This window comes from Nakamurella sp. GG22 (genome assembly GCF_052976845.2).
The window spans coordinates 313,002-325,469 of record NZ_JBRIIO020000003.1 but is presented as its reverse complement, the minus strand read 5'-3'; the positions used below and the strand labels follow the sequence as shown (position 1 = coordinate 325,469).

The 12,468-nt window shown below is 67.6% G+C and carries 13 protein-coding genes and 1 tRNA gene; 6 read left to right on the top strand and 8 right to left on the bottom strand.

The genetic code is table 11. The features are described 5' to 3' along the window. Positions 1-5: 5 nt before the first annotated feature. The 3 genes from ACVBEQ_RS05720 to ACVBEQ_RS05710 form a co-directional block, all read right to left on the bottom strand. Entirely contained in the window at positions 6-437 is a 432-nt protein-coding gene (locus ACVBEQ_RS05720; RefSeq protein ID WP_447152446.1) for a VOC family protein, read from the bottom strand. A 55-nt stretch (positions 438-492) separates the two neighbouring features. Next, the gene (locus tag ACVBEQ_RS05715; protein ID WP_447152445.1) at positions 493-2,064 is read right to left on the bottom strand and encodes a gamma-glutamyltransferase family protein; all 1,572 of its coding nucleotides are present in this window, start codon (positions 2,062-2,064) and stop codon (positions 493-495) included. A 62-nt stretch (positions 2,065-2,126) separates the two neighbouring features. Next, the gene (locus ACVBEQ_RS05710) at positions 2,127-2,408 is read right to left on the bottom strand and encodes a hypothetical protein (protein ID WP_447152444.1); all 282 of its coding nucleotides are present in this window, start codon (positions 2,406-2,408) and stop codon (positions 2,127-2,129) included. Between the two features lie 285 nt (positions 2,409-2,693). Between ACVBEQ_RS05710 and ACVBEQ_RS05705 the strand changes: the two genes are divergently transcribed. The 5 genes from ACVBEQ_RS05705 to ACVBEQ_RS05685 all read left to right on the top strand — a co-directional run bounded on the left by ACVBEQ_RS05705 (position 2,694) and on the right by ACVBEQ_RS05685 (position 6,895). Then, the gene (locus ACVBEQ_RS05705; RefSeq protein ID WP_447152443.1) at positions 2,694-3,071 is read left to right on the top strand and encodes a DUF7793 family protein; all 378 of its coding nucleotides are present in this window, start codon (positions 2,694-2,696) and stop codon (positions 3,069-3,071) included. Continuing rightward, positions 3,064-4,599 carry a putative bifunctional diguanylate cyclase/phosphodiesterase gene (locus tag ACVBEQ_RS05700; RefSeq protein ID WP_447152442.1) on the top strand — a complete coding sequence of 512 codons (1,536 nt, stop codon included), beginning with the start codon at positions 3,064-3,066 and terminating at the stop codon, positions 4,597-4,599. Before ACVBEQ_RS05705 ends, ACVBEQ_RS05700 begins: the two co-directional genes overlap by 8 nt. A gap of 85 nt (positions 4,600-4,684) precedes the next feature. Next, on the top strand, positions 4,685-5,440 hold the full coding sequence (locus tag ACVBEQ_RS05695; protein ID WP_447152441.1) for a class I SAM-dependent methyltransferase: 756 nt from the start codon (positions 4,685-4,687) through the stop codon (positions 5,438-5,440). An 80-nt stretch (positions 5,441-5,520) separates the two neighbouring features. Further along, positions 5,521-5,594 (top strand) — tRNA-Pro (locus ACVBEQ_RS05690). Positions 5,595-5,896: 302 nt separating this feature from the next. Then, positions 5,897-6,895, top strand: a complete 999-nt coding sequence (locus tag ACVBEQ_RS05685; RefSeq protein ID WP_447152440.1) for a hypothetical protein — start codon at positions 5,897-5,899, stop codon at positions 6,893-6,895. A gap of 89 nt (positions 6,896-6,984) precedes the next feature. Here the strand turns inward: ACVBEQ_RS05685 and ACVBEQ_RS05680 are convergent, their stop codons facing one another. The 5 genes from ACVBEQ_RS05680 to ACVBEQ_RS05660 are packed head-to-tail and all read right to left on the bottom strand — an operon-like array spanning position 6,985 to position 11,109. Then, entirely contained in the window at positions 6,985-7,659 is a 675-nt protein-coding gene (locus ACVBEQ_RS05680; protein ID WP_447152439.1) for a DUF1345 domain-containing protein, read from the bottom strand. Positions 7,660-7,714: 55 nt separating this feature from the next. Further along, positions 7,715-8,890: a zinc-dependent alcohol dehydrogenase gene (locus tag ACVBEQ_RS05675; RefSeq protein ID WP_447152438.1), complete on the bottom strand. Its 1,176-nt coding sequence runs from the start codon at positions 8,888-8,890 to the stop codon at positions 7,715-7,717. Next, the gene (locus ACVBEQ_RS05670; RefSeq protein WP_447152437.1) at positions 8,887-9,375 is read right to left on the bottom strand and encodes a hypothetical protein; all 489 of its coding nucleotides are present in this window, start codon (positions 9,373-9,375) and stop codon (positions 8,887-8,889) included. Before ACVBEQ_RS05670 ends, ACVBEQ_RS05675 begins: the two co-directional genes overlap by 4 nt. Next, positions 9,372-9,947, bottom strand: a complete 576-nt coding sequence (locus ACVBEQ_RS05665; RefSeq protein WP_447152436.1) for a type 1 glutamine amidotransferase domain-containing protein — start codon at positions 9,945-9,947, stop codon at positions 9,372-9,374. The genes ACVBEQ_RS05670 and ACVBEQ_RS05665 overlap by 4 nt, the downstream gene beginning before the upstream one ends. Before the next feature lies 1 nt (position 9,948). After that, positions 9,949-11,109, bottom strand: a complete 1,161-nt coding sequence (locus tag ACVBEQ_RS05660) for a glutathione-independent formaldehyde dehydrogenase (protein ID WP_447152435.1) — start codon at positions 11,107-11,109, stop codon at positions 9,949-9,951. A gap of 258 nt (positions 11,110-11,367) precedes the next feature. On the opposite strand from ACVBEQ_RS05660, the gene ACVBEQ_RS05655 reads away from it, so the two are divergent. Next, positions 11,368-12,393 carry a hypothetical protein gene (locus ACVBEQ_RS05655; RefSeq protein ID WP_447152434.1) on the top strand — a complete coding sequence of 342 codons (1,026 nt, stop codon included), beginning with the start codon at positions 11,368-11,370 and terminating at the stop codon, positions 12,391-12,393. Positions 12,394-12,468: the final 75 nt, after the last annotated feature.

Below are 12,468 nucleotides of genomic sequence, written 5' to 3'. Positions count from 1 at the left end.
GGTGATCACGCGCCGAAATCCGGAATGGTGATCGAGCCGTCCGCCGCCAGCGGGAACCCGGGGTTGAAGCCGATCTCCCAGAGGTGGCCGTCGGGATCGGCGAAGCAGCCGGCGTACCCGCCGTAGAACGTCTCCGCGGCCGGTTTGGTGATGGTGCCGCCGGCCCGCCGCGCGTCCTGCAGGACAGCGTCCACCTCGGCGCTCGACCGGAGGTTCTGCGCGAGCACGATTCCGTCGAATCCGGGCTGCCCATCGTTCGCGACACCGCTGTCCTGGGCCAGCTTGTCGCGGCTCCATAGCACGAGCGCGCTGCCGCCGGCCTGCAGGAAGACGGTCTCCTGCACCTCCTGGCCGGTCCAGCCGAGCCGCTGGTAGAAGTCGCGGGCACGTCCGAGGTCGCGCACACCGAGGGTGATCAGACTGATTCGCTGTTCCACCGACTGGACGCTAGCGAAGTTCTCCGGCCGGGGAAAGGTTTACACGCAACGGGTTTCACCAGCCGACGGCCGCGCCGGTGATGGCTCTCGGGTCCGAAGCACCTGCCAGCATGCCGTTGTCGCGGACGGCGATGACGTGTGCGTGCCCGGCGTTGAACCCGGGTTCGGACCGCACCACCCGGTGGCCGAGCCCGGTCAGGCCGCTCTCCCAGGAACCTGGCGCGGTCGATTCGAGGGTGGTCACCTGCGGCCCGGCACCGGACCAGGTGTCGAAACCGCCCTCGCCCAGGGTCCATCGCGGCGCATGGATCGCCTGTCCCGGGGATGCGCCGTTGCGGAGCATCCGCGCCAGCAGTTGCAGGACGACCTGGGGCTGGATGTCGCCGCCCATCGTGCCGAGCACGGCCGTCAACCTGCTGCCGTCGGTGACCAGCGCCGGGGACAACGTGTGCAGCGGCCGTCGGCCCGGGACGAGTTCGTTGGGATGGCCCGGCTCGAGGGTGAAGCCGATCCCTCTGTTCTGCAGGAAGATGCCGGAGCCCGGAACGACGAGGTGGCACCCCCAGCCGGCGGCGTTCGACTGGATCAGCGAGACGCCCATTCCGGTGGCGTCAGCGGTGCAGAGGTGAATCGTGCCGCCCGATGCTGCGGGCACGGGCGGGGCGGTGCGCCGCCCGGGATCGATCGACTGTCGTCGCCAGTCAAGGAAGCTGTCGGCGAGGAGGGCGTCGCCGTCCGCGCCGTCGTACAGAACGGTGTCCCGGTCGTGTCCGGCCCACCGTGCGGCCTCGGAGAGCAGGTGCGCCCAGGCCGGGTCGGCCGGGTCATCGGGCAGGTCGAGACCGTCGGCGATGCGAGCCCCGGCGAGCCCGAGATAACCCTGCGACGGCGGGGGCACGGTCCAGATCTGATGGCCCCAGGCGGTCGCCCGTAGGGGTGGGTCCCACTGCGCCAGCGGCCTGGCGAGGTCGTCGGGGGAGAAGAGGCCGTCGCCGAGTGACAGCAGACCCTCGCCGAAGGAACCGCCGTAGAACCCGTCCCGCCCACTGTCGACGACGTCATCGAGGACCGCGGCCACCAGTGGCCGCCGGACCCGGTCGCCGGCCCTGAGGCCACCCGGCCGGAGATAGTCGTCCGCGCCCGCGACACCGGTGATGGTGGCGGCCGCCCTGGCCAGCAGCGGGGACGCCGGGAACCCGTCGGCGGCGTAGCGGCGTGCGGGTGCCAGGACCTCGTGCAGGGTGAGCCGGCCGAAGCGCTTGTGCAGGGCGAGCCATCCGTCGACGCAACCGGGGACCGTTGCTGCGCGGACGTCGCCGCGCATCGGGATGGCGGTGAGGCCCTCCGCGCGCATCGCCGCGGCGTCAGCTCCCGCTCCCGCGTGGCCGATCGAGGTCAGCGCCGCCGGTTCCCCGCCACCGTCGTGCACCAGCGCGAAAAGATCACCACCCATCCCGCACATGTGCTGGGTGGTGACCGCCAGGACTGCACTGGTGGCGATGGCCGCGTCGGCGGCGCTACCACCGGCCTGCAGGATGCCGACCCCGGCGGATGACGCCAGGTGGTCCACCGAGCACACCATGCCGTTGGGTGCGGTCAGCGTCAGACCGTCATCGGTTGAGTTCACCGACGAACGGTAACCGCGCAACGGGTTCCCGAAACCGGGCGGTCGTCCGCCTCAAGGTGCGGTCAATTGGTGGTTACACCGCGACGTTGCTGATAGCGACCGCCCGCGCCCAGGCTGGCGATGTCGATGACGATGGCCACACCCAACAGGAACCAATCGAAACCGTTCACGCCGCCAGGAGCGACGAAGACGTACATCAAGGTGGTCCACGGAGCGAGCAGGAACCCGAGGAACGGCACCCAGAAGGAGTCGAAGGTGGCGTTGAACCGGACGGAGTCGAAGATCCACCAGAGCGCTATGGCAGAGCGGGGCCCGAAGAACAACAGGACGACGAAGATGCACATGCCACAGTCCTTCCCGAGGAAGGCGGGCCTGACGGACCCGCCGTCGGCGACCGGACCTCTTCAGATGCTCCGGCCGTCACCCCGAGCCTCGAATGCCGCGCGTGATGGCGCATCGTCCCTGATGGGTGAATAGTCCGAGTAGCAGACCACGCGGGCGACGGCGCCCCTCCACGTCGTCAGTGTGAAGCCGTCCGATTGGTTACTCTAAGTCCTATTCCGCGTCGGTTGGTGACCGGGGCGACTAGAATCAGCAGTCGCGGCACTAATCAGAGGTTGAGGTACACGGTGAGCCTTGAAGCGGCCAACAGCGAGTTCGAGTCGCTCGACATCGAGGACGGCCTGGTCATTCTGCGCTGGCCGGGGGGCTGCACCATCACCGGTCCGTCGGCGCGTCGCGCCTTCGACGAGGTGAACCGCATCTGTGGCGCCCGGCGACTGCCGATGCTGGTCGACATGGCGACGACGAAGTCCGTCGCCCGGGAGGCGCGGACCGTGTTCGGCAAGCCTTGTGCCGCATCGAAGATCGCGCTCCTCGGCCATTCTCCCGTCGACCGGGTGATCGCGAACTTCACCCTCGGGGTCAGTGCCGTTCCGTGCCCGACGAAATTCTTCACCAAGCGAGACCAGGCGATCGCCTTCCTGCGTGAGGGCATGGATGAGTGAACCGATCGACGATCCGCGGCTCGACGAGCTGGTGGACCTGATCGTCCAACTCGCCTCGGGCGATCTGAAAGCGCGTTTGAGCCCGTCGCCGGCGCGGGATTCCGTCGACGCGGTGATCACCGGTATCAACCTGCTGGCCGACGAGCTGGACACGATCTACCAGACGCTCGAACAGCGCGTCGCGGAGCGCACGGCGGCACTGGACGAGGCGCGCATCGAACTCGAGCGGCTGGCGCTCAATGACTCCCTGACCGGTTTGGCAAACAGAACGCTGCTGGGCGACCGAATCGGCCAGGCCAGCGCGCGCGCCGAGCGCGGTTCGCTCCCGCCGTGCGTGCTGTTGCTCGACCTCGACGAGTTCAAGACGATCAACGACAGCCTCGGTCACAGCGTCGGCGACCAGATCCTGATCGAGGTGGCACGGCGTCTGAGGAGTGTCGTGCGGGAAACCGACACGGTCGCCCGGCTCGGTGGTGACGAGTTCGCGATCCTGATGCCCGATGCCTCCGAGGATGACGCGCTCCGCGTCGGCGAGCGGGCACTCAAGGAGCTGCAGAATCCGGTCTGGGTCGGTGACCGGGCGGTGTGGGCAGGCGCCAGCATCGGCCTGTGCTTCGGGATCCGTGGGCAGAGTGCCGAGAACCTGCTGCGAGACGCCGACACCGCCATGTACGCGGCCAAGAACCTCGGCCGCGGCAATATCCAGGTCTTTCGCCCCGAGATGCACCTCGCCGCGCGCGAGAGGCTGCAAATTGCCTCAGAGCTTGTCGTCGCCATCGACCAGAGCCAGCTGCGGCTGGAGTACCAGCCGATCCTCGACCTGCACACCGGGTCCATCGTGGGCGCGGAGGCCCTGGTCCGGTGGCTACATCCCACCCGCGGCCGATTGATGCCGCAGGACTTCATCCCGGTCGCAGAAGACAGCGGCCATCTGATCGAACTGGGCCACTGGGTGCTCGAAGAAGCCGTGCGGCAGTTGCGGCGGTGGACAGAGAAGTTTCCCACGTCGCAATTCCAGCTTCACGTGAACCTTGCCCCGGTGGAGATTCGCTGGGCGGGGGCGGCGGAATTCATCCGCACGACGCTGGAACGCCACGGCGTCGAGCCGGCCCGCTTGGCGCTGGAGATCTCCGAAACCGCGATGATGACCGGCGACGTCGCGATCCTGGAGAACTTGCTGACATTGAAGAAGCTGTCGGTCGGGATCGGCATCGACGACTTCGGCACCGGCTACTCGTCGATCAGCTACCTGCGGCGGTTGCCGATCGACACGGTCAAACTCGATCAATCGCTGATCGCCGACATCGGTTTCGACCGCCAGCAACTCGCGTTCGTGACGGCCATCCTGGGCCTCATCGCCTCGGTGCAACTCCGTGCGATCGTCGAAGGGATCGAAACGGTGGAGCAGGTCGAGCGGCTGCGCGAACTCGGCTGCGATTACGGCCAGGGTCATTACTACAGTCGCGCGGTATCCGCCGAGATGATGACGCGTTTATTGGCGGCGCAACGACTTGATGTGAAGGGCTGACGTGGCGACGCGAGACGACCCGGTTTCCCGGCAACGAAACGGGAATTGGTTGAGTTCCATCGGGAATCTGCTTTTGATTCCGCGGGTGGCCTGGCTCGCGAGGAGCACTCCGAAGGATCTGCAGTTCGGCTGGAATCACTATTGGTCGAGCATCCGATCGACCGGCGTCGGCGGTGACGTGTTATGGGATTCGGCTGATCTGCAGGAAGTCGCCGGCTACCTGCCCATGATGATGGAACATTTCAACACCGAACTCCCGATGGTGGATGTCGGTTGCGGGAACGGCAGCTTCACCAGGCACCTGGCCGACCTTTTCCCACGCACCGTCGGTATCGACCTCTCGCTGCGTGCCATCGAACTGGCCCGGCGTCAATCGGCCGGGCGTTCGAACCTGCAATACCACCAACTGGACGCCACGGTGCCAGGTGCCACCACGGCCATCGCGGCCGAGATCGGGCCGTCCAACGTCTTCGTTCGAGGCGTCCTGCACATCCTAAACGCAGCCGACCGGCTCGAGTTCGCTCGCAATCTGCTGCCCCTGGTTGGGGCGCAGGGCCGGGTGCTGTTGGCCGAGACCAACTACCGCGGCAGCTCGCTGGGCTATCTCGCCTCGCTGGGCGCGACGGTGCGTGACATTCCTGAACCACTCGAGCGGGCGATCAGGGATCTTCCGCGACCCGGGCACTTCGGCCCGGGCGAGCGGCGGGCATCGTTCCCGGACAACTCCTGGACCCTGCTGGCGGACGGCCCCACCGTCATCCAGACCATCCCGTTGCGGGACGGTACGGGTCCGAGCGAGATCCCCGGGTACGCGGCCGTGCTGGCCCCGCGGTCGGACTGACCGGCCGGTTCCGCCGGCGACTGGACGTGGAGGGCGCGACGCTGCGGTAGTCTTCTCATCGCCCGGGTTACCCGGGTGGCCGGGATGTGGCGCAGCTTGGTAGCGCACTTGACTGGGGGTCAAGGGGTCGCAGGTTCAAATCCTGTCATCCCGACGCATGGGCTCCCTCACCTCATACCGCAGGTGGGAGCCCTTTTTAGATCTGGCGTCGTCCGTCGATGACCCAAAGCGTTGGACTGCCCGGGTGACCAGTTTGTGACCCGGACGCGCTCAGGAACTTGTTGACGGCCGTTGCGGCGTCGGTCACATGCCGGGTGTCCGCGTGCAGATAGCCCCCTCGTAGTCTCCAACGAGCGGTGCCCAGGGATCTCCCGCCGCACGTGCAGTGGGACCCCTGCGTCAGTCGCCGTCCTTGTCTCGCCGTTTCCTCTCGGGCTCCGTGGGTAGTTCACTGTGATGAGAACGGTGCACGTCGGTCTTGTGGCCGACCCGGCGTCGCCCACCGAGATCGCGTCGCGGATGAGCGACCTGGAGTCGCCTGGTGGCGATGATCGCGACCGCTGGGACATCGAGGTCGTGAGCGAGCCGTTCACGACCGGATCCGAGAACGTCGACACGGCGATGGCGCGACTCGTGGACCACGCTCGTCAACACGAATGGGACCTCGTCGTCGGTCTGACCGAACTCCCGCTGCGCGACGACAACGGCCAGTACCTGGTGTTCTGCACCGACCCGCAGCGACGGACAGCAATGTTGTCCCTGCCGGCATTCGGAGGGCTCGGGATGCACTCGCGTAGCCGTGACACCGTGCGCGCGCTCGTCAGTGGCATGGCTGACCCCGCCGCGCAGGACCAGCACCGGTTGCCCCGTCCCCGCGTGACTGGCCGCGGGCGGTTGCTCTCGGGCATGGTGCTCGCCAACCGTCCGTGGCTTCTCGTTCCTGGTCTCAAGTCAGCTCTTGTCGCGGCACTGGCGACCGGAGCCGTCGCCACCATCAACTCCACGGTGTGGCAACTTGCGACCTCCTTGTCGTGGTGGCGCCTCACCATCGCGACGATCGCCTCCATCGCTCTCGTGGTCGGCTGGCTCGTGATCGATGGCGAACTATGGGACCGCCCGGACGAGGACTCCGCCGAGGCTCGGGAAAGGTCTCGGCTCTACAACACGTCGACGCTGATCACTCTGACCCTCGGAGTGCTCATCTGCTACATGGCGCTGTACGTGGTGAACTTGGGCTGGGCGCTGTTCATTCTCGACCCCGCTGTCATGAGTGGCTCTCTACAAACCCCCCTCGGCGTCGGCGACATCTTCGTGCTCGCCTGGTTCGTCGCCTCGGCCGCGACCGTTGGCGGGGGCCTCGGCTCCGGCCTCGAGTCGGACGAAGCCATCCGCGCGGCCGCGTACTCAAAGCGCGAGGAAGAGCGGCGCAACAGACTCGCCGACGAACGGGCGTGATGCTGTCCTGTGTGATCGCGGGGTCGTCGATCACTGATCGGCACGCCGGTGCCGCTGTTGATCGAACTGGTGGTGTCGGCGCAGCACCGTCACGACGACTGCCCCAGGTTGGTCACCAAATTGACCGCGACGGCGATCACCACGGTGCCGAACAGGTAGGACATCAGGGCATGCCCGAGGCCCACCTTTCGAATCTGCGTGTCCGCCAGAGAGACGTCCGGCATTGCGAAGGACATGCCGACCGTGAAGGCAACGTAGGCGAAATCGCTGTAGCAGGGCGGTGTCTCTTGATGGAAGTCGATGCCGCCATCGCCGCCAGAATAGAACAGCCGGGCGTACTTGAACGCGAAAACGGTGTTCACCAGCGCCCAGGAGACGATCACCACCGCAACGCAGAGCACCACGGTGAGCACCCCGACCGGGTCGTTGGAGTTGGATCGCATCAACGCCTCAGCAACGGCGGCGAGGCTGACCACCGCAGCACACAGGACGACAGTGTCAGTGACGCGAGTACGTCCCTCTTCCTCGGCCAGCTGTTTGGTCCCGTCCGGGTCCCGAGGCCAGCTGATTCGCCAGACCCAGAACAACAGCACCCCCGCGGACACGGCCCAGCCGACGAGCACGGCGATCTCAGGGACTCCGGCAATTGTCGCCATTACGGCTGCAAGGAGGCCGACACCCAGGCAGATCAGCAGGCGGCGCCAGGACAGAATCGTCGCCTGCTGATCTGCCACACCCACCGGCCGGCCGCGTACAAAGCTCATCGGTCAGCTCCTCGTGGAGCCGGCCAGGGCCCGCGGTCGTCCGTTCGTCGGTGCGTCATCCGCCCGGCCGGAACACGGCACGGACGCACCCGTCCTCCTTGTCCTTGAACATTTGGTAGGCCTTCGGTCCGTCGTCCAGCGACATGACGTGGGTGGCGAGGTGCTCGGTCTTGACCTCGCCCCGGCTCATCAGGTCGAGGATGTCCGGGATGTAGCGGTGCCCGTGTTGCTGGGCGCCGCGCAGGGTGAGCGCCTTGTTCATCACCGCGCCCAGCGGGAACTTGTCCACGACGCCGGCGAAGACCCCGAGCGTGAAGACCGTCCCGCCCTTCCGGCACGCGTAGATCGCCTGCCGCACTGCCGTGGGCCGGTCGGTCTGCAACCGCAATTGCTGCTTGACCTGGTCGTAAAGGTGCTGCGGGCCAGGGGAATGCGCCTCCATACCGACCGCCTCGATGCAGACGTCCGGTCCCCGGCCACCGGTCATCTCACGGAGCTCGGCGGGGATGTTGACCTGCTCGTAGTCGAGGGTGTCCGCGCCGATGTGCGTGCGGACCTGCTCGAGCCGGTTGTCGAACCGGTCGATGACGACGACCCGCTCGGCGCCCATCAGCATGGCGGCGCGGGCGGCCATCTGGCCCACCCCTCCGGCGCCCCACACCGCTACCACGTCACCCGGCTGCACCCCGGCCTGATGTGCCCCGGTCCACCCGGTGGGCGCCGCGTCGGAGGCGAACAGTGCCCGCTCGTCGGAGACGTCGCCGGGAATGGTGAACGCCCCTTGGTCGGCGTAAGGCACCCGGATGTAAGGGGCGTGGCTGCCCGCCCAGCCACCCAACGCGTGTGAGTAGCCGTAGCAGCCCCCGATGGATTGGCCCCATAGCGCCTCGGTGATGCCCGGGTTGGGATTGCCGTTGTCGCACAGCGACCACAGCCCCTGCCGGCAGTACCAGCACTTCCCGCAGCTGGTGAAGGACACCACGACCACCCGGTCGCCCACCCGGTGTTTCGTCACCGCGGGTCCGACATCGGCGACGGTGCCCATGAACTCGTGCCCGAGGACGTCACCGGCCCGCATGGCAGGCATGTAGCCACCCATCAGATGCAGGTCGGACCCGCAGGTGGCGCTCAGTCCCACTTTCAGGATGATGTCGTGGTCATTGAGGATGGTGGGTTCGGGGACGTCCTCGACGCCGATCTCGTTGACCCCTCGCCAGGTCACTGCTTTCATCGCCCACCTGCCTTCGGGGCCGCTTTCGTGAAGGACTCCAGGAGCACGCCGCCCGGGGTGTCCGGCCGCTTGCCGTGCGGTGCCGGGTCCACCACCAACACCTCGTTCACCTCGATGAGCTGCTTGGCCTTGCGCAGCGCGGACCGCAGGTCGGCCTGCGGGTCGGCGCCGCTCAGCCGGCTGACCTCGGTACCGGATGACACCCGGTCACGTAAATGCGCTGCCAGCTCGGTGCCCTTACTGTCCGCCGCAGGGCGGACCCGCACCTCGATCCGGTCACCGAACTCCGCCAAGGGTGCGGGCAAATCGGCCGTGTTGATCTCGGGGGGCTCGCACACCACCGTCACCACCAGCCACCCGGACGCCGGTTCGGCTTCGCCGGCGGGACGGCCCGAGGCGGAGCCGAAGAGCGACCGCAGCTTGTGCACGAGTGTTCCGCCTGCGTGGCCGACGGCGGCGGCAGCGTGACCCATCGCGGAGGTCACAAGCGACCTCCTACGCCGGCGGACTGTGGGGTTCTGGCGAACTCCTGCACGATGCGCGCGCAAAACACGGGGAGGTCGTCGGGCGACCGGCTCGTGGTGATGTTGCCGTCGGTGACGACCGGCTCGTCGACCACGTCAGCCCCGGCGTTGCGCAGGTCGGTGCGCACACTCGGCCACGACGTCAGCGTGCGTCCCCTCGCGACGTCGGCCTCGACGAAGTTCCAGGGGCCGTGGCAGATCGAGGCGACGGGCTTTCCCGATTGGACGAAGCTGCGGACGAACTGCACCGCGGCAGGTTCCATCCGCAGCTTGTCCGGGTTCACCGTCCCACCCGGCAGCAGCAGCGCGTCGTAGTCGTCGACGGTCACCTCGGTGACCAGCCGGTCGACGGTGAAGGTGCCGGCGTCCGCGAGATCCTGTTCACGGGCTTGGATGTCGCCGCTCTTGATGGAGACGACCTCGGTCCGGGCGTCGGCGTCCTGCAACGCTTGCCGGGGCCGTTCCAGCTCTACCCGTTCCACTCCATCGGCGGCGAGGATGGCGATGCGGCGTCCGTTCAGTGTCCCGGCCATGTCAGGCACCCGCCGATGCCATGGCCGGGTGCAGGACGACCTTCGTCCAGCCGTCGTCGCGCTTGTCGAAGTGCTCGTAGGCCTCCGGCGCGCGGTCCAGGGGCAGCTCGTGGCTCACGATGAACGACGGCTCTGCCTTGCCTGCGGCGATCAGGTCGCGGAGCTGCCGGTTGTACTTCTTGACCGGCGCCTGGCCGCTGCCGATGTGCTGGCCCTTGAACCAGAACAGGCCGTAGTCGAAGGCGAGTTTGCCCTGCTTGGCCAGTTCGTCGCTGGCTCCGGGGTCCTGCGGGACGAAGACGCCGACGTTGCCGATCTTCCCGGTGAAGCGCACCGAGGCGACCAACCGGTTCATCGTCAGATTGGCCCGCTCCTCGCCGTCGGGTTCGTGGGCCTGGTAGCCGACGCACTCGCAGCCGTTGTCCGCGCCCAATCCCAGCGTCTCATCGAGAACGGCCTGCACCGGATCGACCTTGGAATCGTCGATGGTGATTGCGCCGATCGACTCGGCCAGCCGCAGCCGGTCCTGATGCCGGTCGACGACCATCACCTTGCTCGCCCCGCGGATGGTGGCCGAGAGCGCGGCCATCAGCCCGACCGGGCCGGCCCCGTAGATGACCGTCTGGTCGCCGGGCTGCACGCCGGCCAATTCGGTGGCGTGGTAGCCGGTCGGGAAGATATCGGCGAGCATCACGTAGTCGGTTTGCCGCTGCTCGGCGTCTTCCCCGAGCCGCAGGCAGTTGAAATCACCCCACGGCACCCGCAGCAGCTCCGCCTGCCCGCCGCCGTACGGGCCCATATCGGCGAAACCATATGCAGCACCGGCCATCTTCGGCTCCGGCTGCGCCGTCAAACAATAATTGGTGAGCTGGCGCTCGCAGTTCTTGCAGTGCCCGCAGGCGATGTTGAAGGGCAGGACGACCCAGTCGCCCACCCGGATCTTGTCGACCCCGTCGCCGACCTCGATGACCCGGCCCATGTTCTCGTGCCCGAACCATCGGCCCGGTTCGAAATCGGTGCGGCCCTCGTACATGTGCAGGTCGGAACCGCAGATGTTGGCGGACGTGATCTGCACCAGCACGTCCGTTGGTCGCTCGATGCGGGCGTCCGGAACCTCCTTGACGCTCACCTGACGCGGTCCTTCGTAGACGACTGCCTTCATGCTGCCTCCTCGTTCCTGACGGTCATGGGGAGCTGCCCGGGCGTCGACGGCGGCGACGCCCGAGCGCCCCTCCATCCGACGGCAGGACGCCACGCCGGGCTATCGGCAGACCTGCCTATTTCCAGATCGTTGCGGAGCACGAATCGGTCGCTCTGCCGATTCCGGACGCGGAACAGCACTCGCACCATGGACGCCGATCGGCGTAAGTCATGGGCACCGGCGCCGTCATCTCGAGGTCGAGGGCATCCTGGAGGGACGATGAGCAGCACACGGCAGACCTCCGAGCGCTTGCGGCGCGAGCTTGCGGAGGTCGCCGCCTCCTCCGCAACCATCCATGAACGGGCCGGCGAGATCCTCGCGCAGCTGGGGCGGATCGTCGCCTTCGACGTCGGCTGGCTGGCCGTGCGCGATCCCGAACTGCGCAGGCACGTGCCGCTGGCCACCACGGGCGATGCCGCGCCGCTCCGGGATTACTTCGGGCGGCCCGAGGCGGACGCTGAGGTGGAAGCTCTGGGGCTCAACCGACTTCGACCGCCGATTCTCGCCAGCGAGATCCCAGGCCCGCTGTCGGAGGTCCGCGCATGGGGAGAACACCTGCTCCCCGCAGGCCTCCGCCAAGGCCTCGCGGTGGGGCTCTTCACATCCGGCGGCCGGCACATCGGCTTCCTGGGTCTGCTCTCCGCTGATCGAGCGCACCCCAGCCACGCTGAGCGAAACGTCGTGGCCGTGTGCACGACCGTGATCGCCGACGGCCTCGACCGCACCAGGGAAATCGCCGAGACGGCCCGCGCCATCCAAAGTGCCGTCGCCGGTGTCGTGCTGACCAGGGGTGGTGACGTCCTTCCGCTGCCGGGTCTTCCCGACGATGGCATGCTCGCTCCGGGCTCACCGATCCTCCTGGTCGCCGCGGACGAGCTGGCCAGAGGCGGCCCGCACGCCTCATTCCTCGTCCCTGCGCCATCCAACGACGAAGTGCAGTTGATACGGGTCACTGCGTTGGACTTCACTCGCCCGGAACTCGACAACCTCACTGCCGCGGTGCTTCTGTGCCCGGCGGGCGACCTGCACGGCCTCAGAGTTCTGGACCTCCGAGTCCTGGGTCTGCTGGTCGACGGGATCACCGACATCCCGACCATGGGACAGGCGCTGCACGTGGCCGGGCGGGCGGTGAGTGATTCTCTGGACCGGAGCATGGCTGCTCTCGGTAGCGACGACCTCACCAGCGCGACGTTGCGTGGGCTGCGCAGCGGGCTCCGCATCCCGCCGGGTGTCTCGGCGGGCTGAGCCGTCCGATGAGCTGCGGCGCACGCTGTTTGCGCCCTGATCCGTCGAGTCCGGCCGTGCCGACTGCCCGACAAG

Bases quoted from the DNA above. Each gene is read 5' to 3' on its own strand.
- ACVBEQ_RS05710 (WP_447152444.1), bottom strand. From the start codon at position 2,408: ATGTGCATCTTCGTCGTCCTGTTGTTCTTCGGGCCCCGCTCTGCCATA.
- ACVBEQ_RS05700 (WP_447152442.1), top strand. From the start codon at position 3,064: ATGAGTGAACCGATCGACGATCCGCGGCTCGACGAGCTGGTGGACCTG.
- ACVBEQ_RS05685 (WP_447152440.1), top strand. From the start codon at position 5,897: ATGAGAACGGTGCACGTCGGTCTTGTGGCCGACCCGGCGTCGCCCACC.
- ACVBEQ_RS05680 (WP_447152439.1), bottom strand. From the start codon at position 7,659: ATGAGCTTTGTACGCGGCCGGCCGGTGGGTGTGGCAGATCAGCAGGCG.
- ACVBEQ_RS05675 (WP_447152438.1), bottom strand. From the start codon at position 8,890: ATGAAAGCAGTGACCTGGCGAGGGGTCAACGAGATCGGCGTCGAGGAC.
- ACVBEQ_RS05665 (WP_447152436.1), bottom strand. From the start codon at position 9,947: ATGGCCGGGACACTGAACGGACGCCGCATCGCCATCCTCGCCGCCGAT.
- ACVBEQ_RS05660 (WP_447152435.1), bottom strand. From the start codon at position 11,109: ATGAAGGCAGTCGTCTACGAAGGACCGCGTCAGGTGAGCGTCAAGGAG.
- ACVBEQ_RS05655 (WP_447152434.1), top strand. From the start codon at position 11,368: ATGAGCAGCACACGGCAGACCTCCGAGCGCTTGCGGCGCGAGCTTGCG.